Genomic DNA, 22,102 nt, shown 5'->3' with positions numbered 1-22,102 from the left:
GAAGAGCGGCGCCACCCCCGGACGGGGATGGCGCCGCTCTCGCGTGCTCGCTCGCCGCTAGCCGGTGACGGATCCGCCGTTGGCGACGTCGCTCTTGCCCAGCCGCGAGTGCGACCGGCCGTAGACGAAGTAGATCACCACGCCGGCGGCCATCCAGATCAGGAACCGGACCCAGGTCAGAGCGGTCAGGTTCAGCATCAGCCACAGGCAGGCGAGGATCGCCAGGATCGGCACCAGCGGGACCAGCGGGGCCTTGAAGCCTCGCGGCAGGTCCGGACGGGTCCGCCGCAGCACGATCACGCCCAGCGAGACCAGGACGAACGCGAACAGCGTGCCGACGTTGACCATCTCCTCCAGCTTGTCCGCCGGGAAGAAGGCCGCGGCCAGGACGACCACCACGCCGACCAGGATGGTCGCGCGGGCCGGCGTGCCCTTGCTGGAGGTCTTGGCCAGGCCCTGCGGCATCAGGCCGTCGCGCGACATCGCGAACAGCACGCGGGTCTGGCCCAGCAGCAGCACCATGACCACAGTGGTCAGACCGGCCAGCGCGCCGACGGAGATGATCGCCGCCGCCCAGGTGATGCCGTGCTGCGCGAACGCGGTCGCCAGCGTGGAGCGGGTGCCGTCCTCGGCGGTCGCCAAGTCGGTGTAGGGCACCATGCCGGTCACGACCAGCGCGACCGCCACGTACAGAACCGTGACGATGGCCAGGCTGCCCAGGATGCCGCGCGGAGCGCTCTTCTGCGGGTTCTTGGTCTCCTCCGCGGTGGTCGCGACGATGTCGAAACCGATGAACGCGAAGAACACCAGCGAGGCACCGGCCAGCAGGCCGAACACGCCGTAGTTGCTGGTCTGGCCGCCGAGGATCAGCGACAGCAGCGACTGCTCGATCGCCGGGCTGTCCTCAGTGGCCTGCTGCGCCGGCGGGATGAAAGGCGTGTAGTTGTCCGCGTTGATGTAGGCCAGGCCCACCACGATCACCAGCAGCACGACGGCCACCTTGATGATGGTGATGACCAGCGAGACCCGGGCGGACAGCTTCGTGCCGACCGCCAGCAGCGTGGACAGCACCACGACCAGCAGCAGCGCGCCCCAGTCGAACTGCAGCGGCCCGAGCGGCAGCACCGTGGGCACGGCCACGCCGATCAGTTCGAGCACCTGCTCCAGGTACACCGACCAGCCCTTGGCCACGGCCGCGGCGGCGACCGCGAACTCCAGGATCAGGTCCCAGCCGATGATCCAGGCGATGAACTCGCCGAACGTGGCGTAGGAGTAGGTGTAGGCGCTGCCCGCGACCGGCACCGTCGAGGCGAACTCGGCGTAGCACAGCGCGGCGAGGCCGCAGGCGATCGCGGCGAGCACGAAGGCCAGCGACACCGACGGTCCGGAGACGTCACCCGCCGTGCGTGCTGCGAGCGTGAAGATGCCGGCACCGATCACGACCGATACGCCGAAGACGATCAGGTCCCAGGTGCCCAGATTTTTGCGTAGTTTGGTGTCCGGTTCGTCGGTGTCGAGAATGGATTGCTCTACCGACTTGGTTCGCCACAGCCCAGTGCCTGGCACTGTCGCCTCCTCATCAAGTCCCAAGTGTCGCGCGGTGAACGCACCCTAACCCGCTCATGTCGCTCCGGGTAACGGGCGGCCAGTGTTCGCCACCGTTTTCGTTAACCCGTCGTGATGACAAAGCGGTGTCTTGTGTCAGGCCGTGGTCGTGCGGCCACGGTCGAGATCCGGTTCCAGGTAAATCAGGCGAGCCGCCGGAACCTTCTCCCGAATCCGCTGCTCTGCACCATCGATCTCGGCAGCCACGTCCGCAACCGAGAGCGACGGGGCGAGACCGATCTTCGCGGCGATCAGCAGCTCGTCGGGACCGAGGTACTGGGTGCGGATGTGGATGACCCGCTCCACCCGCTCGGACTCCACCTGCCCGATGATCTCGTCGAGCACGTCGCGGCTCACGCCCTCACCGATGAGCAGGCTCTTGGTCTCCACGATCAGCACCACCGCGATCACGCCCAGCAGCACACCGATGCACGCGGTGCCGATGCCGTCGAAGATCGCGTTGCCGGTCAGCACGGTCAGCCCGACACCGCCGAGCGCGAGCACCAGGCCGATCAGCGCGCCGAGGTCCTCCAGCAGGACCACCGGCAGCTCAGGCGTTTTGGCCTGGCGGATGAACTGCCACCAGCCCAACTTCCCCTTGATCTCGCGCGACTCCTTGATGGCGGTCCGGAAGCTGAAGGTCTCCAGGCCGATCGCGATCACCAGGATGAGCACCGCCACCCACGCCGACTCCAGCGGCTCGGGGTGCTCGATCTTGTGGATGCCCTCGTAGAGCGCGAACACCGAGCCCAGCGTGAACAGCATCAGCGCCACGACGAACGAGTAGAAGTACCGGTCGCGGCCGTAGCCGAAGGGGTGGTCCTCGCTGGCCTTGCGCCGCGAGGTCCTCTGGCCGAGCAGCAGCAACCCCTGGTTGGAGGTGTCGGCCAGTGAGTGCACCGATTCCGCCAGCATCGACGACGAACCGGTGAACAGGAATCCACCGAACTTGGCCAGCGCGATGCCCGCGTTCGCGGCCAATGCGGCCAGGATGGCCTTGGTCCCGCCCCCTGCTGACACGATCTCCTCCACACGATCCGGCTGCGATGTCGGGAGGAATCTACCGGGCGCCCAGGCCGGGAAGGGGCGGACTGGACGCAAGTGTGGGGCGAGATCGCTCTCAGAACGACCCGGCGGCGGCCCGGAAGACCTGGGCTTGGCCGTCCGAGTCCAGTTCGGCCGGGCGGACTTCCACGGCCGGGTCGCTGGCGGCCAGCCACACCGAGTGGCCGCGCTGCAGGACCAGCTCGTGCGGCAGCGAGCCGTTGCCGCGGTGACCGCTGGTCAACCGGACGCTGCCCTTGGTGCACAGCAGGATCTGCGGGCCCGGCGAGTCCAGGTGGACGGTGCCCGACTCGGCCGGCGTCCAGTCCAGCCTGGACAGCTCGAACTCGTCGGCCGGGGTGCGGTAGGCGGTGAGGTTGGCGTCCAGCGACTCGCCCTTGAGGACCCGCATGTCGCCGCAGGCGAAGTCCAGCACCTTCAGCAGCTCCGGCACGTCCACGTGCTTCGGCGTCAACCCGCAGCGCAGGATGTTGTCGGAGTTGGCGAGGATTTCGATGCCGGTGCCGTGCAGGTAGGCGTGCAGGTTCCCGGCCGGCAGGAAGATCGCCTCGCCCGGCTGCAGCACCAGCCGGTTCAGCAGCAGGCTCGCCAGCACCCCGGCGTCGTGCGGGTAGGCCTCGCCGAGCTCCAGCACCGTGCGGCACTCCAGCGCGAACTCACCGCGCTCCTTGACGTGCGCGACGCAGGCCTCCAGCAGCTCCGGCAGCACGTCCCGGAGGTAGTGCTCGGGCAGCGTGATCCAGGTCGTGAACAGCGCGCGCAGCCCGCTGGCGTCCGGTTGCGCGGCCAGCAGCTCGCGGTGCGCGCGCAGGCTCGGCACGTCCAGGGCGTCCAGCAGCCGGACCGTGCGCTGGGCGTCGCGGAACCCGGCCAGCGCGTGGAACTCGGTGAGCGCGCAGATCAGCTCGGGCTTGGCGGTCGGGTCCGGGTAGTTGCGGTTCGGCGCGTTGCGCGCGATGCCGGCCCGCTCCTCCCGCTGGAACCCCTCGGCGGCCTGCTCGGCGGAGGGGTGGGCCTGCAGGCTCAGCGGCTCGTCGGCGGCGAGGACCTTCATCAGGAACGGCAGCCTGCCGCCCCAGCGGCGCACGCACTCGTCGCCGAGGTGGTGGGCGGGCTCGGAGTCGAGCAGCGACAGCAGCGAGACCTCGTCGCCGCCGGAGCGCAGCACCCGGGACGGGTCACCGGGGTGGGCGCCCATCCACAGCTCTGCCTCCGGGTGCGGTGTGGGGACGGGCCGACCGAGCAGATCCGCAATAGCGGTGCGCGAACCCCACGCGTAGGGGCGCACCGCGTTGCGCAGTAGCTCCACAGTCGTTCTCGCTTCCTCGTTCTCGCGCTTGCTCGCCCGGCCAGCACATCGCGCCCGCGGGCGTGCGGCATCGGGGGCTTCCCGGATTTTCGATGCCGTGCAGTCGGCCTCAGCTCATGGCCAGGGCCGGCCAGCCGGGCCCGTTGAGCGTGCCCGCGGCCAGGCCCAGGTACACGGCGGCCAGGTCGAAGCGGGCGGCCAGGACGGCGGCGCGCAGCAGCGGGTCGGCGCGCACCGTGTCCCCCGGTGTGACCACGTCGGCACCGGGCAGGTCCCGCAACGCGGACCGTTCGAACACCTCCCCCTGATCGTTGTGGCGCGTGCCGATCAGGAAGACCCGCAGCAGCGCCCCGGCCTCGTCCTCGGGGTCGGCGAAGATGTCGGCCTCGGAGCCGACGGAAGCGGCGGCGCGGTGCAGCCCGCGCTGCACGACCGCCTGCGGGTACTCGGCGACGTGGCCGGGCACGCCCGCGTGCGCGCCCAGCGCGAACGAGGCGTGAGCGGCCACGGCGGCCGAGATCGGGTCCAGGCCCCACAGCAGCGGGGTGCGGTCGGCCATCCGCAGCGCCAGCGACTTGGCGGGGTTGCTCAGCGCCTCGTGGCTGGGGTGGGCGCGCTCGGCCTCCTTGTCGAGCGCCTCGGCGAGTTCCTCGGCGTCGAAGTCCAGCAGGCCCAGCGCCCGGAAGGTGCTGATGCCCGCGGCGAAGACGTAGGCGAACGCCAGCGCGGGCGGCACGGGCACGCGCGGCACCAGGACCTTCGCCCGACCGGCACCGGCAGCGGCCACCGGCCCCTCGGCGGGCACGGCGAGCACGACGCTGGCGCCTCGGCGGCAGGCGGTGGCCACGGATTCGGCGAGGGTGACGTCACCGACGTCGTCGGTGTGGGCGAAGACCGCGTCCAGCGCGCCCACCCAGGACGGCAGCTCGTCGGAGACCACCACCGGCACCGGGCAGCGGGAGCCGGCCAGCGCGACCAGCAGCCGCGCCACGCTCACCCCCACACCGGGCCTGGTCAGCAGCACGACCGCGCGCGGGCGTTCGTCGGCCAGGTCGTCCAGGCCCGCTTCGGCAGCGGTCTCGGCGGTGGCGCGCACCTGCGCGCCGGAGAGCGCGGCCAGCCTCAGCAGGCCGCCGGAATCGACGTCGGCCAGCCTGGCCGGATCGTCGAGGAGCGTGTCGTCCAGCACCGGAAGCTCACCCCTCCCCGGCGCCGCCGGGAGACCCGCCCCCGACGGCCTCTTCCAGCAGCAGCACCGGAATGCCGTCCCGCACCGGGAAACCGCGACCGCAGGAGGTGCAGGTCAGGTAGTCGGCCTGCGCGTCGTCGGCCAGGCCGGGCCGCAGCGCACCGTGCTGCTCGCACGGGCAGGCCAGGATCTCCAGCAACTGCGCTTCCAGGTCAACGGCCACGTCTTCCTCCCAAACTCGCGCGCTTCGGCGAGTGTCACTCGTCAGGTTCACCCGCGGATGACCGCGAGTACCTCGTCGCGCAGCGCGGTCATGGCCTCAGTGTCGCTCGCCTCGACGTTGAGCCGGAGCAGCGGCTCGGTGTTGGACGGGCGCAGGTTGAACCACGATCCGTCCGACAGCTCCACGGTAAGCCCGTCGAGCTCGTCGACAGAAGCGCCATTCCGGTCACCGAAGACGTCGGCGACGGCTCGCATCCGGGCCTGCTGGTCGTCGACGGTGGAGTTGATCTCGCCGCTGGCGGCGTAGCGGGAGTAGTCGGCCATCAGTTCCGACAGCGGCTTGTCCTGACCGCCGAGGGCGGCCAGCACGTGCAGCGCGGCCAGCATCCCGGAGTCGGCGCGCCAGAAGTCGCGGAAGTAGTAGTGCGCGGAGTGCTCGCCGCCGAAGATCGCGCCGGTCTCGGCCATCGTCTGCTTGATGAACGAGTGGCCCACGCGGGTGCGCACCGGCTTGCCGCCGAGCTCGGTGACGATCTCGGGCACGACCTTGGAGGTGATCAGGTTGTGGATGATCGTCCCGCCGGGCTCCTTGCCCAGCTCGCGGGCGGCGACCAGCGCGGTGATCGCGCTCGGGGTGACCGGTTCGGCGCGCTCGTCGACCACGAAGCAGCGGTCGGCGTCGCCGTCGAAGGCCAGGCCCACGTCGGCGCCGACCTCGCGGACCTTGGCCTGCAGGTCGACGATGTTGGCCGGGTCCAGCGGGTTGGCCTCGTGGTTCGGGAACGAGCCGTCGAGCTCGAAGTACATCGGCACGAGTTCGACCGGCAGGTCGGCGAACACGGTGGGCACGGTGTGCCCGCCCATGCCGTTGCCCGCGTCGACGACGATCTTCAGCGGGCGGATGTCGCGCAGCTTCACCAGGTCGAGCAGGTAGGCCGAGTACTCGGCGACCATGTCGCGCTCGCTGGTCGAACCCTTCGCGCCGAGGAACTCGGGAACGCCGTGGCCGACGAGCTCCTGGATCTCCGACAGGCCGCTGTCCTGGCCCACGGGCGCGGCGCCCGCGCGGCAGAGCTTGATGCCGTTGTACTCGGCGGGGTTGTGGCTGGCGGTGAACATCGCACCGGGCAGCTCCAGCTTGCCGGAGGCGAAGTAGAGCATGTCGGTGCTGGCCAGGCCGATGTTGATGACGTCGACGCCCTGACCGGTGACACCGTCGGCGAACGCCTGCGCCAGTCCCGGCGAGGAGTCCCGCATGTCGTGGCCGATCACCACGGCCGGTCCACCGACCAGTCTGGTGAACGCCGCTCCGATCTCCCGCACGACGTCGGCGTCCAGTCCGTCGCCGACCACCCCGCGGATGTCGTAAGCCTTGACGATCCCCGACAGGTCCCGCACGCTGCACCCTCCCCGGTTCCCAACCAACGTGGTTGGCAGCCTACCGGCGATCGGCGGGTCGTTGGCAGCATCCGGTTTGACCAGAGCTGTTCGTCACGATCTGTTCACTCGTCCACCGGGTCGGGCAGCGCCCGCAGGTGGCCACGGCGCCCGGCTCCTGGGGCGCTGACCTGCGGTTCCACCGGCCTGTCCGGTCTGCCCGCTTCGCGCACCGCCTCGGCGAGCGCGGTCAGGTCGTCATCGGACGGGGTCGGTGGCGCGAACTCGCCTTCGTGCCGGACGACCTCCCAGCCGTTGGGGACGGTCAGCCGCAGCGCGTGCGCCTCGCACAGGTCGTAGCTGTGCGGTTCGGCATAGGTGGCGAGCGGGCCCACGACCGCGGTCGAGTCCGCATAGGCATAAGTGAGCGTGGCGACGGCCGGGTTGACACACCCGGTCCGCGAGCACCGCCTCACGCTCCGCACGACACGCACGATAGCGCCTCCTGTCCACCTCGCGGCGCAGGCACGCGGAATCTCTTTCACGAGCCACGCCGAACACCAGTTTCCACCCTGCCTCCGGCCGCCCTGATCGGGTGTCTGCTTTCGGCGAACAGCCGGTAGTGATCACCACCCGAAATCCCCGTGGCGGCTGTCCCGGCCAGGGTTGCGAAGGGCGTACCCTCAGCCCGTGGTGACCGCACGTGGATCTCGGCGTCGAACCCGCTCCAGGCGGGACCGGCGCGGCCGTGGCCTGCGCGGACCGCTGTACCCCTCCTCGGTCCCGGTATCGCGCAGCCGTTCGCAACGCTTCGACGCGCTGGTGCTGGAGGCGCTCGAACCCATCGAGCAGCGCTGGCACGCCGAACTGACCCAGCTCGACGTGGCCGTCGACGAGGTCCCGGAGATCAGCAACACCGCTCCGGAGAAGGTGACCTGGGACGACGACGTGGTGGTCGACGCCAACGTGCCGCTCGCCAGGCTCATCCCGGCGGGCGTGGACAAGCGCGGCCTGCCCACCCGCGCGCGCATCGTGCTCTACCGCAGGCCGCTGGAGGCCCGCGCCCGCGACGGCACGGACATGGCCGACCTGCTGCACGACGTCCTCGTCGAGCAGGTCGCCACCTACCTGGGCCTGGACCCGGACGTCATCGAAGGGCAGTGAGCGCCCGGCGGCGGCCCGGGATGGCGGCGATGACCGTGAACAGCACCACGGCGGCCTGCACCACCAGCAGCGTGGTGCGCGGCAGCTCGGTGTAGCCCACCTGGACCTCGGCGGCCTGCTCGGGCAGCGGCACCGCGACCTGGTGACCCCAGGCGGTGGCCAGCGGGACCCGCTTGCCGTTGACCTCGGCGTACCAGCCGGGCTCGTTCTCGGCGCCGATCACCAGCGCGCGCCCGGCGCCGCCCTCGGAGATCCGCACGGTGAACGAGGGCGGTTCGGCCCCCACCGGCAGCGGGCGGGCCTCCGGCGCGGGGCCGGGTTCGGTCTGGGCCTGCCGCGCCAGGTCAGGACCGACGAGCTTCACCGGGGTCGCGGGCACCAGCAGCCGCAGCTCGCGGCTCGGGCCGGTGAGCCTGCCGTCGTCGACGACCATGTCGTAGGCGAGCTCGGGCAGCTGCGAGTTCGCCGGCACGATCACGTGGTCGGCTCCCCTGGCGGCCACCGCGGCCAGCGCCCGGCGCACCCGGGCGCTGTCATCGCTGCTCAGGTCCTCGTCGACCTGGCGCAGCCAGTCGGCGGCGGATCCGGCCGGGGCCAGGTCGTCGTCGCCGAAGCGGGGGCCTTCGCCGGTGACCAACCGGGCGGGCTGCGGTCCCGCCTCCAGCACCAGCCGGGTGCCCGTCGCCGGTGCCGCCTGGTGGACCTGCAGCGGGCCCGAGGCGGTGCCGATCGCCGAGGCCGCGCCCAGCGCCAGCAACCCGGCCGCCAGCACCGGCGCGGTGATCTTCCAGCTCAGCGAGGGCATCTTCGCGACCAGCACGATCCAGGCGCATCCCGCCGCGACCAGCACCAGCGGGCCGCCGGTCCAGCCGGGGCTCGCGACGCCACCGGTCAGCGGCTCGACGGACACGGTGCCGATGACGACGGCCACCAGCCAGCCGAGCAGGGCGACCCCGGCACCGGCCAGCATCCGGACGTCGAAGCAGATCGCCAGCGCCAGGATCGCGGCCAGCACCAGCAGCGCGCCGAGCGCGCTCGGCAGCGAGCCGTCGGGGCTGAGCGTCGCCAGCAGCACCGACGCGGGCTGCTCCGCGGTGCGGGCGCCGAGCCCGTGCACCAGCACCTCGGGGTGGTTGAGCAGCTGCACCGGCCACGGCAGCAGGCAGGCCACCGACAGCAGCACCAGCGCGACCAGCCCGGCGGCCCGGCGCCGTCCGCGCAGCCCGTTGCCGGGCACCAGGACGTGGGCGAGCAGCGCGAGCACGATCAGCGCCAGCTGCACCAGCGGGGCGAACGCGCCGAGCACGGCCAGCCCGAACGCGGTGAGGCAGGCGGTGCCGAGCCACTGGCCGTCGGAACGCCGGATCACCGCGGCGATCCCGGCCAGCAGCGGCGGGACGAGGACGTGCACGACGACGACGTCGAGGCGCCCCTGCCCGGCCGAGATCGCGGCCACCGGCAGCAGCGCGTAGGCGCCGGCGACCAGGGCGCGGCGCAGCGGGGTGACGTCGAGCGCGCGGGCGGCGAGGTAGGTGCTCAGCCCGGCGAGCGGAACCCCGAACAGCAGCAGCGCGCCGACGACCACCGACGGTCCACCTAGGACGGAGCCGAGCAGCGCCAGCACGGCCAGCGAGGGCGACGCGGGCGATCCCGTGCCGCCGCTGACGGCGTGCCAGGCGTTGAGGTAGTCGCCCCAGGTGGTGGCCAGATCAGCGGTCGGCAGCAGCCGACCGCCCGCCAGCGCTCCGCCGAGACGACCGGTGACCAGTGCGCTGACGAGCGCGAAAACCACGAGCGCGGCGACCATCGCGGTCCCGGGCGAACGCAGCACGTCCAGCGCGCGGGCGCGCGACGAGCGGCTCTCCGGCTCCGGAACCTCCGCGGCGCCCGGGTCCTCCGACGACTCGCGCGGTGAGGGCGTCGGCTGCCCGTTCTGGCCGCTTCGCTGGAAGGCGATGCGGCGCAACGACTTCAAGCCCTGAAACCGCGACTTCGACGGCTCGTCCACCCGCGCTGGTCCTCCCGCTCGTCCGAACCCCTACGGCCCGAACGGTAATGCACGCGGAAAGCCCAGCGGCGAAGCGGCGACGTCAGCCCGCTCGGGAAACCGCGCGGACCGCCTCCCCAGCGGTACCGACAGCACGAGCGGCGTGGTCCGTCAGACCGCGCGGCGTTTGAGCTTGCGGCGCTCGCGCTCGGAGAGACCTCCCCAGATGCCGAAGCGCTCGTCGTGCTGCAACGCGTATTCCAGGCACTCGGAACGGACTTCGCAGCCGGAGCAGATGCGCTTGGCCTCGCGAGTGGATCCGCCCTTCTCCGGGAAGAAGGCTTCCGGATCGGTTTGAGCGCACAGCGCGCGCTCCTGCCACTCCTGCTCCTCTTCCATCTCGAAGAGCTCGGCCAGCGCGTCGAACTCCGCGAGCGCGGTGGTGGCGTCCCCGCGCTCCGCGAGACGGCTATCTCCTGATTCCCACATGACTCCCCCGATATCTCCCCGTTTATCCCACCGGTCCTCCCCAGGACCGGAACAGGACGCACTCCTGCTCGCAGGTCTTCGGTCCCGCTGGCGGGACCAGAACGCATCGACGGCGGCGCCGTCGCCGACCGTTCACCTCGTCGCCCTCTCACCGCCGACGAAGTGCCGATCGACCTCGTGTCCGACCGGGTTCTCCCGCACCCGACCGAACGCCGCCGTGACCGCCTGCCGCAGCGAGGCGTTCGAATTTCAGCAGCGAATGACACTGCTGTGATTACACCCGTGTAGCTCCTTGCGGTCAAGCCGAGACCATCCGTAGAGGGACATCCGGATCTTCGGAATCCCAGGCCCGGCCGCGCCAATCGGCTCTGCGCGTTCGGCACAGCGCTTGTGCTCCGTACGGCGCATCGTGCTGCGCCAAGATCATTAATATCACCCCGCGTCGATCAGCGCCTGCCGAATCCGATCAACACGCCAGCGGCGGGTCGTGGAGACTTGCGGCGTGACTACCTCCGCCGTGCGGGTCAGCCCGCTGTTCCTCGGCATCGTCGCGGTCACCGCGCTCGGTGGCGTGCTGACGACCTTCACCAACACCGCGGCCCTGACCGGCGGCGTGATCCTGCTCGTGCTGGGTGGCTGGGCCACTTCGCTGTGCCTGCACGAGTTCGGGCACGCGGCGACGGCCTACCGGGGTGGCGACTGGTCGGTGCGCGCGAAGGGCTACCTGACGCTGGACCCGCGCCGCTACACCGATCCAGTGCTGAGCATCATCCTGCCGCTGATCTTCGTGGCCATCGGCGGTATCCCGCTGCCCGGCGGTGCGGTGTGGATCAACCACGCCGCGCTGCGCGGCCGCCGCGTCGAGTCGATGGTCTCGCTGGCGGGACCACTGACGAACCTCGTGCTGGGGATGATCCTCACGGCGGTGATCGCACTCGTCCCGATGCCGATCGGGCTGACGGCCGGACTGTCCTACCTGGCGTTCCTGCAGGTGATCGCGTTCGTGCTGAACATCCTGCCGGTGCCCGGGCTCGACGGTTACGGCGCGATCGAACCGTGGCTGTCAGCCCCGGCCCGGCGGTTCGGCGAGAAGGCGCGGCCGTGGGCTCCGCTGGTGCTGTTCCTGCTGCTGATCGGTGTGCCGCTGGTCGGCAGCTGGTTCTTCGAGCTCGCCTACTTCGTGTTCGACCTCGTCGGCGGCGACTCGGCCATGACCTCCCTCGGCCAGAGCCTGTTCCGGAGCATCTTCGGCGGGCTGTGAGTCCACGGGTCGGGAGCGTCCGGGTTCACAGGTCCGGGTTCCCCCGGGCGTGCGAGGATCGGTGTTGTGAAGGTCGTAGTTCTGGTCGGCGGCGTCGGTGGCGCCCGTTTCCTGCTCGGAGTCAAGGCGGCGCTCGGGCTGCCCGCCATCGGTGCGGCGGACAGTTCCGAGCACGAGGTCACCGCGGTGGTCAACGTGGGCGACGACGTGTGGATGCACGGGTTGCGGGTCTGCCCGGACCTCGACACCTGCATGTACACGCTCGCCGACGGCATCGACACCGCGAAGGGCTGGGGCCGGGTCGACGAGACCTGGTCGGTCAAGGAGGAGCTCGCGGCCTACGGCGCCGAGCCGACGTGGTTCGGCCTGGGTGACCGCGACATCGCGACCCACCTGGTGCGGTCCCGGATGCTGCGCGCCGGCTACTCGCTGTCGGCGGTCACCGAGGCGCTGTGCGACCGCTGGCAGCCCGGGGTTCGGCTGCTGCCGGTGACCGACGACCGGGTCGAGACGCACGTGGCGATCGACGACCCGGAGTCCGGCGAGAGCCGCGCGGTGCACTTCCAGGAGTGGTGGGTGCGGTACCGCGCGGAGCCGAAGGCGCACGCGATCGTGCCGGTCGGCGCCGACGAGGCCAAGCCGACGGCCGAGGTGCTGGACTCCATCGCGCAGGCCGACGTGGTGCTGCTGGCCCCGTCGAACCCCGTGGTGAGCATCGGAACGCTGCTGGCGGTGCCCGGTTTCCGCAACGCGCTGCGCGAGACGAAGGCCGCTGTGGTGGGCCTGTCCCCGATCATCGGCGGCAAGCCGCTGCGCGGCATGGCCGACGCGTGCCTGAGCGCGATCGGCGTGGAGACCTCGGCGGAGGCGGTCGGCCGCCACTACGGCGCGCGCGGCGACGCGGGAGGAATCCTGGACGGCTGGCTGGTGCACAGCGACGACACCGCTGACGTGCCGGGCGTGAAGGTGCGGTCGGTGCCGCTGCTGATGTCCGATGTGGACGCCACCGCGGCGATGGCCGAGGCGGCGTTCGACGTGGCTTCGGAGGTGGCATGAGCGAGAATCGGCTTGCCCCCGCTCATGTCCGCCGACCGGGTGCGGGTGTCCCGCGAGTTGCGGAGGTGGCATGAGCGAGAACCGGCCTCAGGACCACGCGGCTGCCGGGGGGCTTCAGCTGTTCGCCGTGCAGGGGTTGCCGGAGTTCGTCGAGGGGGACGATCTGGCGGCGTCGATCTCGGCTGCGGCCCCGTGGTTGAGCGATGGTGACGTCCTGGTCGTCACCAGCAAGATCGTGTCCAAGGTCGAGGGCCGGATGGTCACCGCGCCCGCGGACCCCGAGCAGCGCGACGCGCTGCGCCGGGAGCTCGTGCTGTCGGAGGCGATGTCGGTGCTGGCCCGCAAGGGCCGGACGCTGATCACGCAGAACAAGCTCGGCATCGTGCAGGCCGCGTCCGGGGTGGACGCCTCGAACGTCGCGCAGGACCAGATCGCGTTGCTGCCGGAAGACCCGGACTCCTCGGCGAGGAGGCTGCGGGAGGGCATCGCCGAGCGGCTGGGCGTGCGGGTCGCGGTGGTGGTGACCGACACGATGGGCCGGGCCTGGCGGGTCGGCCAGACCGATGCGGCCATCGGCTCCGCCGGGCTGCCGGTGCTGCACCGCTACGCGGGCAGCACGGACTCGCAGGGCAACGAGCTCGCCGTCACCGAGGTCGCGATCGCCGACGAGATCGCCGGTGCCGCGGACCTGGTGAAGGGCAAGCTCGGCGGCGTCCCGGTCGCCGTGGTGCGCGGACTGACCACTGTGGACGACGGTTCGACGGCGCGAGACCTCGCCCGCCCGGTCGAGGAGGACCTGTTCCACCTGGGGACCGCCGAGGCGATCGCGCAGGGCCGCCGTGAGGCGGTGCTGGTGCGCCGGTCGGTGCGCGAGTTCGCCGACACCCCGGTGGACGAGGCAGCGGTGCGGCGCGCGGTCGGCGCGGCGCTGACGGCTCCGGCCCCGCACCACACGCGCCCGGTGCGGTTCGTGTGGCTGCGCGATCGCGCGCTGCGGATCAAGCTGCTCGACGCGATGCGCACCGCGTGGCTGGAGGACCTGCGCGGCGACGGGCTGTCCGAGCAGGCCGCGCGACGCCGCGTCACCCGAGGCGACCTGCTGTACGCGGCGCCCGAGGTGGTGCTGCCGTTCCTGGTGCACGACGGCGCCCACGACTACCCGGACGAGGCCCGCTCGGACGCGGAACGGCAGATGTTCACCGTCGCGGGCGGTGCCGCGGTGCAGGGACTGCTGGTGTCGCTGGCGGCCGAGGAGCTCGGCTCGTGCTGGGTGTCCTCGACGATGTTCTGCCCCGGCGTGGTGCGCGCGGCCCTGGACCTGCCGGAGAACTGGGAACCCCTCGGTGCCGTGGCGGTCGGGCACCCGGCCACCCCGGCCGAAGGCCCGCGACCGCCGCGCGATCTCGACGACGGATTGGTGGAGCTGTGAGCGGACCGCACGCCGACGCGACCCGGGTGCTGGGCGACTGGCGCCCGGTGGACCCGCAGCAGGAGGCGCTGCGCCAGGCGTTCCTGACGCTGCTCGACGCCCGCGACGACGCGTGCCTGCGCGCCTGCGAGCCGGGCCACGTCACGGCCTCGGCGGTGCTGCTGGACGCGGCGGGCGACAACGTGCTGCTCACGCTGCACCCACGGGTCGGCCGGTGGCTGCAGCTGGGCGGGCACTGCGAACCCGAGGACGACACGCTCGCCGGTGCGGCGCTGCGCGAGGCCACCGAGGAGTCCGGGATGACGGACCTGGTGGTGGATCCGGAGCCGGTGCACCTGGACGTCCACCCGATCACCTGCTCGCTGGGCAAGCCGACCCGTCACTTCGACGTCCGCTACGTGGTCCGCGCCCCGGCCGACGCCGAACCCACCCGCAGCGACGAGTCCCTCGACCTGCGCTGGTGGCCGCTGACCACTCCCCCGGAGAACACGGACCTGGGCCCGCTGTTCACCGCGGCGCTGGCCTGACCGGCTCAGGCCGTTTCGTTGAAGACGGCGTCCTCCAGGCGCCGGAGCCGTGCTTCGACACCATTCGGCTCGGAGCGCTCCAGCGCGGACTCGATCAGCCCTCTGATCCACGCCGTCGGCTTCACGTCCTCGGCTGCGGCTCGTTCGCGAACCTGATCCAGCAGCGATTTCGGCAAGCGCAGTGACGTGGTGATCATCGGGTCGGGCTCTACCGGTTCGTCCTCCCAGTGCCCTGACTCCATGACCTCGGGCATGTCATGGCTTCCGTAGTGGCGCAAGAGCGAAAGCGCCCGCTCAGAAGGACCGGTAGTTGCGCACGGGCAGGCGTGGGGCGTGGCGGGGGCGGTTGACGCCTGCTGCGGCGAGGTAGCGGACGGCCCGGTGGCGGTGGCCTTCGTAGGGGCTGAGGGCTTGGAGCATCCCCTCGTCGTCGAGGGGGTGGCCGACCAGGGCGGTGCCGACGATCGTGGGCAGGTGGAAGTCGCCGACGCTGACCGCGTCGGGGTCGCCCCAGGCCCGCTGCGCGACCTCGGCCGCCGTCCAGGGGCCGATGCCGGGGATCTTCTGCAGGAGGTCCCGGCCCGCCTCGCCGCGCAGCGCGACCGCCTTCTCCAGGCTGCGCGCCGACGAGGCCGCGGCGAGCAGGGTGCGGCGGCGGGCTCCGTCGGTGCCCGCGCGGTGCCACTCCCAGTCCCGGATCTGCCGGACCTGCTGCGGGTCAGGCGCGGTCCACAGCTTCTCCACCGGCCCCGGTGCCGGGTGGCCGAAGCGGCGGCACAGCTCCCGCCACGAGCGCCAAGCCTCCCGGTTGGTGACCTTCTGCTCCAGGATCGCGGCGACGAGGACGTCCCACACCCGCCCCGACGAGCACAGGCGCATCCCCGAGGCCGCCCGCACGCCGCGCGTGACGACGTCGTGGGCGGGGGCGAAGCCGCTGTCGTCGTCGGAGGCGCCCAGCAGGTCGGGGACTCCCGCCAGCACCGCTTCCGCGCCCGGTCCCCAGGCCGATGCGCGAACGGTCCTCCCGGTCGCGCGGCGCAGGCGCAACGTCGCCGGGCCGTGCGCGGTGGTGCTGGCCCACCACAGCTCGCCCTGCTCGACGCGGGTTGTCGGGTCGCCGTTGCCGCGGCGCAGCGGGGACAGGACCCGCAGCAGGTCGAGCGGGTAGTCGTGGTGCCAGTCGCGGGTGAGGGGTTGGTCCATGTCGCTCAATCCGCCGAGAACCGTACTCCGCTCGGCGGCAGCTCGACGCCCGGCCAGATCCGGATCCCCTCGACCAGCTCGCAGCCTGCGCCGATCACCGCTCCGTCGCCGATCACCGCGTCCCGCAGCACAGCACCGGCGCCCACCCGGGCTCCGGTTCCCACCACGCAGCGCTCAATGATCGCGCCGTCCTCGACCACCACGCCGTCGAAGAGCACCGAGGCGCTGACCTGGGCGCGGGAACCGATCTCGCACCGCGCGCCGGCGGTGCTGCCGCCGTCGACCACCGCGTCCTCGGCGACCGCCGCGCCGGTGAGCACCAGCGCCCGACCGGTCGGGCCGGGCAGCGCGCCGGAGGGGGCGTTGCCCAGGACGAGGTCGACGCTGCCGCGCACGAACGCGGCAGGGGTTCCCATGTCCAGCCAGTACGACGAGTCGACGTGGCCCTGCACGCGGGCACCGCCGGCCAGCAGTCCCGGGAAGGTCTCGCGCTCGACCGACACCGGTCTGCCCGCGGGGATGCTGTTGATCACCTCTCTGCGGAAGACGTAGCAGCCCGCGTTGATCTGGTCGACCGGCGGGTTCTCGGTCTTCTCCAGGAAGTCGGTGACCCGCCCGTCGGCGTCGGTGGGAACGCAGCCGAAGCGGCGCGGATCGTCGACCTTCACCAGGTGCAGGGTGACGTCGGCCGCGGTCTCGCGGTGGGTGTCGAGGAGTTCGGCGAGGTTCACGCCGGAGAGGATGTCGCCGTTGAACACCAGCACGTCGTCGGCGCTGAGCCGGTCGGCGACGTTGCGGATGGCTCCCGCGGTGTCCAGCGGCTCGGACTCCACGACGTACTCTATGTGCAGGCCCAGGTCGGATCCGTCACCGAAGTGCTCCTCGAAGACCTCGGCCTTGTAGGAGGTGCCGAGCACCACGTGCTCGATGCCGATCGCGCGGATGCGGGACAGCAGGTGGGCCAGGAACGGCACGCCGGCGGTCGGCAACATCGGCTTCGGCGCGGACAGGGTCAGAGGCCGGAGCCGAACCCCCCGCCCGCCCACCAGCACGACCGCTTCCGCGTTCTGGCGCGGCTCGGCCGGGGTCTGCGCATCCGCGGACATCGGCGTCGTCCTCCCTACCTGACCTAGATCGATGACGAAAACCCATTGGGGGGGAATACTCTGGCAGTGGCACCGGCATAATGACACTGGGCCCGTGCCCGATGGCCGTGCCCGGTTCAACGCCACACCCGGTTCTTCGCCGGGCTCGGCACCACCGACTGCGAACGACTGAGAGGGCATCCACATGGACCCGCGCCTCCGAGCCGACGAAGCACTTGCTCGCGCGCGGGCACGCGGCGCGTTCGTCGTCACACCGGACAACGCCACCTCGCCGATGGATGCGGCGAACACCGTGCGGATCCCGCGCGACGTCGTCAACAGCGCCGCCGCCGACACGGACACGAACATGCTGCCCGCGGCCGGCCAGTCGATGCCGCCCCAGCAGAACCAGCAGCAGCCGCAGTTCCCCACGGTCGATCCGCACACCGGGTGGCCGACCGAGGACTACGGGCAACAGCAGCAGGCCCTGCCGCCGAACCCCTACCAGGCGCAGCGCAACCCGAACGAGTTCGGGCCGCTGGGCTCGCAGCCGGTCCAGCAGCAGTACCCGCAGCAGTACTAGAGCCCGTTGATGCGGCGGAGCCGCATCCTCTTTCACCACCCTGGCAGCCGGCACCGCGGTGCCCTCCCCTGCGGGGGATTTCTGAGCGGCTTCGTGGCGAGTGCGCCGGGACGCCGCGTATCGGCATACTCAAGGAGCGGCGCACGGAGTCCACGAAGCCGCTGGTCTTTCCCGTTCGGGGGTTTCCGCCACCCGCACCGCCACGCAAAGCGACCAGGAACAGCCTGAGACGATCAGCGCGCCTGGATCTTGGCGCGCAGGGTCAGGCCGATCTTCAGCGCGAGGCGCAGCGGGGCCCACTTGAGGCCCTGGTAGCGGTCGGCGAGGTAGCGGTAGGCGGATCGGTGGTGCTCGGTGAGCATCCGCTTGGACGCCTTGGACGTCGAGGCGCCGCCGATGTGCATGATCTCGGCGCTGGGCACGTAAACGTTGAGCCAGCCCGCCTTGCCCAGCCGGTCGCCGAGGTCGACGTCCTCGAAGTACATGAAGTAGCGCGGGTCGAACCCGTCGACGGAGTCGAACGCCTCCCGCCGCATCAGCAGGCAGGATCCCGACAGCCAGCCGGCGGTGCGCTCGCTGCGCCCCGACTCGGACTGCCGGTAGGCGCGCGTCCAGGGGTTGCCGGGCCAGATCTTGACGAAAGCGGCGTGTCCGACGCCACGTCCGATCGACGGCAGCAGCCGCGCCGAGGGGTAGACCTCGCCGTTGGGTTCGGTGATCAGCGGGCCGAAAGCACCACCGCGCGGCCAGCGCCCGGCCGCGGCGATCAGCTCGTCGAGGGAACCCGCACCCCACTCCAGGTCGGGGTTGGCGATGACCACCCAGCCGTGCTCGGACCCGAGCGCGGCGACCCCCCGGTTGGCGCCGCCGCCGTAGCCGAGGTTGCCGCCGGTGGGCACGAATTCGACGTGGTCGTGCTGCTGCGCCGCCCGCTGCGGCGCACCGTCCTGCGAACCGTTGTCGGCGAGGATCACGCGAACCGGCCGCTGGGTCGCCTTGTCGAGGGTGTCGATGAAGCGCTGCAGCGTCTCGCCGGGCGAGTAGGTCACGGTGACGACGGCGAGCTCGTCGCCGTAGGTGCGCGGGTTGGTCACGCCGTCACATTCTGCTGCAACGCGCTCGCCGAAGGGTCATCGGGTGCGGGCGTGGTGAGCTCGGTCGTAGGCCTCGCGGTGCTGGGTCGCGCAGGCGCCCCAGGTGAACTCCTTGGCCCGCAGTTGCGCGGCGGCGGCCAGGGCCGACCGGCGGGCCGGGTCGTCGAGGAGTTCCCGCAGGCCGGCGGCGATGTCGGTGGGCCGCACTCCGCAGTAGGCGACGGCGTCGCCACCGACCTCGGGCAGGCTCAACCGGCGGGTGGTCAGCACCGGCGCCCCGCAGGCCATCGCTTCCAGGACCGGCAGCCCGAAGCCTTCGCCGAGGCTCGGGTAGGCGACCAGCCGCGCGCCGCCGAGGAACCCGGCGAGCTGGTCGAACGGCAGGTACCCGGCCCTGATCACCCGGATCCGGTGCGGCACCGATTCCAGGGCGCGCTCGACCTTGGTGTCCCAGCCGGGCTGCCCGGCCAGCACCAGGGCGGGTGCGTCACCGCGACGCCCCTGGCAGGCCTGGGTGAAGCCGCGGATGAGCGCGGGAACGTTCTTGCGCGGTTCGAGGGCCCCGAGGAAGGCGACGTAGGGCTGGTCGAAGAGGTTCAGCCGGTCGCGGACGGCCTCGATCTCCTCGGGCGTCGGCGGGTGGAAGCGGTCGGGGTCGACGCCGTGGTAGCTGACGGCCATCCGGTTGCGGTCGGCCCCGACGGTGCGCGCGAGCTCGGCGGCGGTGGCCTGGCTGGGGACCACGCAGATCTCGGCGCGGCGCAGCGCGGTCCGCGTCCAGGCCCGGAAGAAACCGGCCTTGACCGGTGAGTGCACGCGGCGGTTGGTGAAGAAGGTCGCGTCGTGCAGCGTCACCACGGAGGCGGCGGGGTTGGCCAGCGGCGTCGTGTAGTGCGGCGAGTGCAGCACGTCCGCGCCGAGCCTCTTGACCAGCACCGGCAGCGTGGTCTGCTCCCAGGTCAACCGCGCGGTGCGGGTCGCCACGGCTTCGGCGGCAGGGATGATCCGCGCGTTCGGCGCGAGCTTCGCGTACAGCGCGGCGTCGCGCGGCTGGCACGCCGCGGTGACCCGCGCGCCGTCCGAATCCAGGGCCGCGAGCAGGGAATCGACATACCGTCCGACGCCGCCTCGGTCCGCGGGCACCGCGGTGGCGTCGATGAGGATGTGCGGTTCGCCTCTGTGCACCAGGAAAGAGTACGGCGAACGTTCCCGCCGCCGTGCCCAGTACGTGAAAAAGGTGCCCTTGACACCACGCCCCTGTGAGCAAGGGAACCTTCCTGTCACTCCCGGCCACGGCGGTCCGGGTGCGAGAACCGCGGTTCTCGGCGCGGGGAGGGTCAGGCGTTGGCGAGGGTGCGGTGCAGCTGCCAGATCTGATGGGCGGATTCTTCCCAGCTGAACTGCGCTGCCCGGCGGGTTCCGGCGGTGGCCAGGTGGGTGCGGTGCTGGGGGTCGTCGACGAGGCGGCGGAGCGCCGCCGCCAGGGCGGGCGGGTCAGCTCTGGGGACTTCGACGCCTGCTCCGCCCGCGACCTCGGTCAGGGCCGGGGCGTCGGAGTGGACGACGGGGACGCCGAGGGACATGGCTTCCAGCAGCGGGAGGCCGAAGCCTTCGGCGAGGCTCGGGACGACCAGGGCCGTGGCGCCGCGCAGCAGGCCGGACAGTTCCGCGTCGGTGATGTCGGTGAGCAGCCGGAGGTGGCGGTAGCCGCTGTCGGCGGCGAGCGCGGGCAGGTCGAGATCGCCCCAGCCGGGGCGGCCCACGACGAGCAGCGGGATGTCGGGGGCGTTCGGTTCGGCGAGGGCGCGGATGAGGTGCTGGAAGCCCTTGCGGGGCTCGATGGTGCCGATGGCCAGCAGGTATCGGTCCGGCAGACCGGGGCGGGAGGCGGGGGGCTCGGCCAACAGCTCGGGGCTCACGCCCTCGGAGATCACCTGGGGGCGGGTGGTGAGCGCGATCCGCCCTGACAGGTCGTCGGCCACCGCTCGGGTCGGCACCACCAGGGCGTCGGCGTTGCGGGCGGCTCTGGTGATCATGCGCCGGTGCCAGCTGACTCCGCGCGGGGTGAGGGTTTCCGGGTGGGTCCAGGGGACGGTGTCGTGCACGGTGACGACCAGGCCGCGTCCGCGCCTGCGCGGCGGGGCGAGCGGGGTCATCGCGTGCACCGAGTCACCGCCTGGCCGCAGCGGGAGGCCGCGTTCCCACGCGGCGATCAGCGCGCGGCGCGGCAGCGGCAGCACGCGAGGTCCTCCGACGCCCGGCACACGGGCCTGCTCCGGATCGCCGCTGCGGCTGACGACGCTGGTCACCGTCCAGCCGTCGGGGGTCGTGGCCGCGAGGGCGCGCAGCAGTTCCCGGGTGTAGCGGCCGGTGCCGCCGGGGACCGGGGCAAGCAGCTGCTCGGCGATGGCAACCAGCTCGGGCACCCGCTCAGCTTCGCACGTGCTGGAACGCCGCGAGCGCGTGGCGCTAGGTTTCCCCCGTGGCTTCAGACGAGGTGCGCACCACGGTCATCGTGATCACGTGGCGCGGACGTGCGCACATCGACGCTTGCTTGGCGGCGTTGTCGGCCCAGTCGCGTCCGCACCGCACGCTGGTGGTCGACAACGCCTCCGACGACGGCACCGCCCCACTGCTCGCCGCCCACCCCGATGTCGAGGTGCTGCGGCTGCCCCGCAACGTCGGCTACGCGGGCGGTCTGGCCGCCGCGCTGCCCGAGGTGGCCACGCCTTTCGTGGCCTGGCTCAACGACGACGCCGCGCCCGCCCCCGACTGGCTGGAAGTGGTGGAGGGGAACCTCTCGCGCACTCCGACCGCGGCGGCGGCCACGTCGGTGCTGCTGACGCCGGACGGCGAGGTGCAGTCGACCGGTGTGCGGTTGACCGCCGACGGGCACGGGGCCGACGCCACCGGGACCGGCGCGGTCTTCGGGTTCTGCGGCGGGGCCGCGCTGCTGCGCACCGAGGTGCTGCGCGAGGTGGGAGGCGTTCCGGCCGAGTTCTTCTGCTACTACGAGGACACCGACACCGCGTGGCGGTTGCGGCTGGCCGGTTTCGACGTGGTGCGCACGGAGGCGACCAGCACGCACCTGCACGGGGCGAGCACCCGGCCCGGTTCTGCGCTGTTCCACCGCTGGAACGAGGGGAACCGCCTGCTCACCCTGCTGCGCTGCGCGCCGGCGGGGGTGGCGGTGCGCGAGCTGGCGAGGTTCGCGGCCATCACGGTGCTGCTGCCGTGGCGGAAACTGCCCCATCCGCCGCCGAACCTGCGCGCCGCCCTGCGGCTGCGGGTTCTGGTGAAGGTCGCCCTGCTGCTGCCCGCGGCGCTGCGGGCCCGGTGGCGGATCGGGCGTGCGGCGAGGGTTTCCCGTCGCGAGGTGTGGGCGGCCTGGGCGGGGCGCTGACCGGGCGTCAGCGCGGTGCAAGTGGGTTGTAAGCGACCTGCACACACTTCGTGA

At 72.0% G+C, this 22,102-nt stretch carries 22 protein-coding genes; 7 read left to right on the top strand and 15 right to left on the bottom strand.

Features of this window, described 5'->3' with window-relative positions:
* Positions 1 to 57 precede the first annotated feature (57 nt).
* The 7 genes from R4I43_RS12250 to R4I43_RS12220 all read right to left on the bottom strand — a co-directional run bounded on the left by R4I43_RS12250 (position 58) and on the right by R4I43_RS12220 (position 7,252).
* Complete coding sequence (locus tag R4I43_RS12250; RefSeq protein WP_324265716.1) at positions 58 to 1,566, bottom strand: amino acid permease; 1,509 nt, start codon at positions 1,564 to 1,566, stop codon at positions 58 to 60.
* A gap of 135 nt (positions 1,567 to 1,701) precedes the next feature.
* Positions 1,702 to 2,625 (bottom strand): cation diffusion facilitator family transporter, encoded by a 924-nt coding sequence (locus tag R4I43_RS12245; protein ID WP_324265715.1) that lies wholly within the window; start codon positions 2,623 to 2,625, stop codon positions 1,702 to 1,704.
* 100 nt (positions 2,626 to 2,725) lie between these two features.
* Positions 2,726 to 3,979 carry a mannose-6-phosphate isomerase, class I gene (manA, locus tag R4I43_RS12240; RefSeq protein WP_324265714.1) on the bottom strand — a complete coding sequence of 418 codons (1,254 nt, stop codon included), beginning with the start codon at positions 3,977 to 3,979 and terminating at the stop codon, positions 2,726 to 2,728.
* 109 nt (positions 3,980 to 4,088) lie between these two features.
* Complete coding sequence (locus R4I43_RS12235) at positions 4,089 to 5,168, bottom strand: hypothetical protein (RefSeq protein WP_324265713.1); 1,080 nt, start codon at positions 5,166 to 5,168, stop codon at positions 4,089 to 4,091.
* Positions 5,169 to 5,175: 7 nt separating this feature from the next.
* Entirely contained in the window at positions 5,176 to 5,391 is a 216-nt protein-coding gene (locus R4I43_RS12230) for a Trm112 family protein (protein WP_324265712.1), read from the bottom strand.
* Positions 5,392 to 5,438: 47 nt separating this feature from the next.
* On the bottom strand, positions 5,439 to 6,788 hold the full coding sequence (locus tag R4I43_RS12225; RefSeq protein WP_324265711.1) for a phosphomannomutase/phosphoglucomutase: 1,350 nt from the start codon (positions 6,786 to 6,788) through the stop codon (positions 5,439 to 5,441).
* Between the two features lie 104 nt (positions 6,789 to 6,892).
* Entirely contained in the window at positions 6,893 to 7,252 is a 360-nt protein-coding gene (locus R4I43_RS12220) for a DUF3499 domain-containing protein (RefSeq protein WP_199740590.1), read from the bottom strand.
* Positions 7,253 to 7,457: 205 nt separating this feature from the next.
* Here R4I43_RS12220 and R4I43_RS12215 point away from each other — a divergent pair, with 205 nt between their 5' ends.
* Entirely contained in the window at positions 7,458 to 7,931 is a 474-nt protein-coding gene (locus R4I43_RS12215; protein ID WP_324265710.1) for a metallopeptidase family protein, read from the top strand.
* On the opposite strand, the gene R4I43_RS12210 is transcribed toward R4I43_RS12215, so the two are convergent.
* Positions 7,915 to 9,939 carry a hypothetical protein gene (locus tag R4I43_RS12210; protein ID WP_324265709.1) on the bottom strand — a complete coding sequence of 675 codons (2,025 nt, stop codon included), beginning with the start codon at positions 9,937 to 9,939 and terminating at the stop codon, positions 7,915 to 7,917. The genes R4I43_RS12215 and R4I43_RS12210 overlap by 17 nt on opposite strands.
* 150 nt (positions 9,940 to 10,089) lie before the next feature.
* Complete coding sequence (locus R4I43_RS12205; protein ID WP_093414649.1) at positions 10,090 to 10,317, bottom strand: WhiB family transcriptional regulator; 228 nt, start codon at positions 10,315 to 10,317, stop codon at positions 10,090 to 10,092.
* Between the two features lie 592 nt (positions 10,318 to 10,909).
* On the opposite strand from R4I43_RS12205, the gene R4I43_RS12200 reads away from it, so the two are divergent.
* The 4 genes from R4I43_RS12200 (at position 10,910) to R4I43_RS12185 (ending at position 14,680) form a co-directional block, all read left to right on the top strand.
* Positions 10,910 to 11,668, top strand: a complete 759-nt coding sequence (locus R4I43_RS12200) for a site-2 protease family protein (RefSeq protein WP_324265708.1) — start codon at positions 10,910 to 10,912, stop codon at positions 11,666 to 11,668.
* Positions 11,669 to 11,734: 66 nt separating this feature from the next.
* Positions 11,735 to 12,724, top strand: coding sequence for a 2-phospho-L-lactate transferase (cofD, locus tag R4I43_RS12195; RefSeq protein WP_324265707.1), 990 nt, complete (start codon positions 11,735 to 11,737; stop codon positions 12,722 to 12,724).
* Between the two features lie 70 nt (positions 12,725 to 12,794).
* On the top strand, positions 12,795 to 14,153 hold the full coding sequence (locus R4I43_RS12190; protein WP_324265706.1) for a coenzyme F420-0:L-glutamate ligase: 1,359 nt from the start codon (positions 12,795 to 12,797) through the stop codon (positions 14,151 to 14,153).
* On the top strand, positions 14,150 to 14,680 hold the full coding sequence (locus R4I43_RS12185) for an NUDIX hydrolase (protein WP_407691232.1): 531 nt from the start codon (positions 14,150 to 14,152) through the stop codon (positions 14,678 to 14,680). The genes R4I43_RS12190 and R4I43_RS12185 overlap by 4 nt, the downstream gene beginning before the upstream one ends.
* 5 nt (positions 14,681 to 14,685) lie before the next feature.
* Here R4I43_RS12185 and R4I43_RS12180 read toward each other — a convergent pair whose 3' ends face one another.
* From R4I43_RS12180 to manB, 3 genes are read right to left on the bottom strand one after another with little or no spacing between them, the layout of a single operon-like run.
* Positions 14,686 to 14,934 carry a hypothetical protein gene (locus R4I43_RS12180; protein ID WP_324265705.1) on the bottom strand — a complete coding sequence of 83 codons (249 nt, stop codon included), beginning with the start codon at positions 14,932 to 14,934 and terminating at the stop codon, positions 14,686 to 14,688.
* 40 nt (positions 14,935 to 14,974) lie between these two features.
* Positions 14,975 to 15,883 (bottom strand): DNA-3-methyladenine glycosylase family protein, encoded by a 909-nt coding sequence (locus tag R4I43_RS12175; RefSeq protein WP_324265704.1) that lies wholly within the window; start codon positions 15,881 to 15,883, stop codon positions 14,975 to 14,977.
* A 5-nt stretch (positions 15,884 to 15,888) separates the two neighbouring features.
* Positions 15,889 to 16,989, bottom strand: coding sequence for a mannose-1-phosphate guanylyltransferase (manB, locus tag R4I43_RS12170; RefSeq protein ID WP_324265703.1), 1,101 nt, complete (start codon positions 16,987 to 16,989; stop codon positions 15,889 to 15,891).
* A gap of 184 nt (positions 16,990 to 17,173) precedes the next feature.
* On the opposite strand from manB, the gene R4I43_RS12165 reads away from it, so the two are divergent.
* Positions 17,174 to 17,551 carry a hypothetical protein gene (locus tag R4I43_RS12165; RefSeq protein ID WP_324265702.1) on the top strand — a complete coding sequence of 126 codons (378 nt, stop codon included), beginning with the start codon at positions 17,174 to 17,176 and terminating at the stop codon, positions 17,549 to 17,551.
* A 233-nt stretch (positions 17,552 to 17,784) separates the two neighbouring features.
* Here the strand turns inward: R4I43_RS12165 and R4I43_RS12160 are convergent, their stop codons facing one another.
* The 3 genes from R4I43_RS12160 to R4I43_RS12150 all read right to left on the bottom strand — a co-directional run bounded on the left by R4I43_RS12160 (position 17,785) and on the right by R4I43_RS12150 (position 21,071).
* Positions 17,785 to 18,645, bottom strand: coding sequence for a glycosyltransferase family 2 protein (locus R4I43_RS12160; RefSeq protein WP_324265701.1), 861 nt, complete (start codon positions 18,643 to 18,645; stop codon positions 17,785 to 17,787).
* 36 nt (positions 18,646 to 18,681) lie between these two features.
* Positions 18,682 to 19,809 carry a glycosyltransferase family 4 protein gene (locus tag R4I43_RS12155; RefSeq protein WP_324265881.1) on the bottom strand — a complete coding sequence of 376 codons (1,128 nt, stop codon included), beginning with the start codon at positions 19,807 to 19,809 and terminating at the stop codon, positions 18,682 to 18,684.
* A 173-nt stretch (positions 19,810 to 19,982) separates the two neighbouring features.
* Positions 19,983 to 21,071: a glycosyltransferase family 4 protein gene (locus R4I43_RS12150; RefSeq protein WP_324265700.1), complete on the bottom strand. Its 1,089-nt coding sequence runs from the start codon at positions 21,069 to 21,071 to the stop codon at positions 19,983 to 19,985.
* 56 nt (positions 21,072 to 21,127) lie between these two features.
* Between R4I43_RS12150 and R4I43_RS12145 the strand changes: the two genes are divergently transcribed.
* Positions 21,128 to 22,048, top strand: coding sequence for a glycosyltransferase family 2 protein (locus R4I43_RS12145; RefSeq protein WP_324265699.1), 921 nt, complete (start codon positions 21,128 to 21,130; stop codon positions 22,046 to 22,048).
* The last annotated feature ends 54 nt before the right edge of the window (positions 22,049 to 22,102 follow it).

It is taken from the genome of Saccharopolyspora mangrovi (assembly GCF_035320975.1).
GTDB lineage: Bacteria > Actinomycetota > Actinomycetes > Mycobacteriales > Pseudonocardiaceae > Saccharopolyspora > Saccharopolyspora mangrovi.
Note: the sequence above shows the minus strand (reverse complement) of the source record. Positions and strands in the feature narration are given on the sequence as shown.

Coding starts and splice junctions, on each gene's coding strand:
- R4I43_RS12205 (WP_093414649.1), bottom strand. CDS start 10,317: ATGGAAGAGGAGCAGGAGTGGCAGGAGCGCGCGCTGTGCGCTCAAACC.
- R4I43_RS12190 (WP_324265706.1), top strand. CDS start 12,795: ATGAGCGAGAACCGGCCTCAGGACCACGCGGCTGCCGGGGGGCTTCAG.
- R4I43_RS12180 (WP_324265705.1), bottom strand. CDS start 14,934: ATGCCCGAGGTCATGGAGTCAGGGCACTGGGAGGACGAACCGGTAGAG.
- R4I43_RS12175 (WP_324265704.1), bottom strand. CDS start 15,883: ATGGACCAACCCCTCACCCGCGACTGGCACCACGACTACCCGCTCGAC.
- manB (WP_324265703.1), bottom strand. CDS start 16,989: ATGTCCGCGGATGCGCAGACCCCGGCCGAGCCGCGCCAGAACGCGGAA.
- R4I43_RS12165 (WP_324265702.1), top strand. CDS start 17,174: ATGGACCCGCGCCTCCGAGCCGACGAAGCACTTGCTCGCGCGCGGGCA.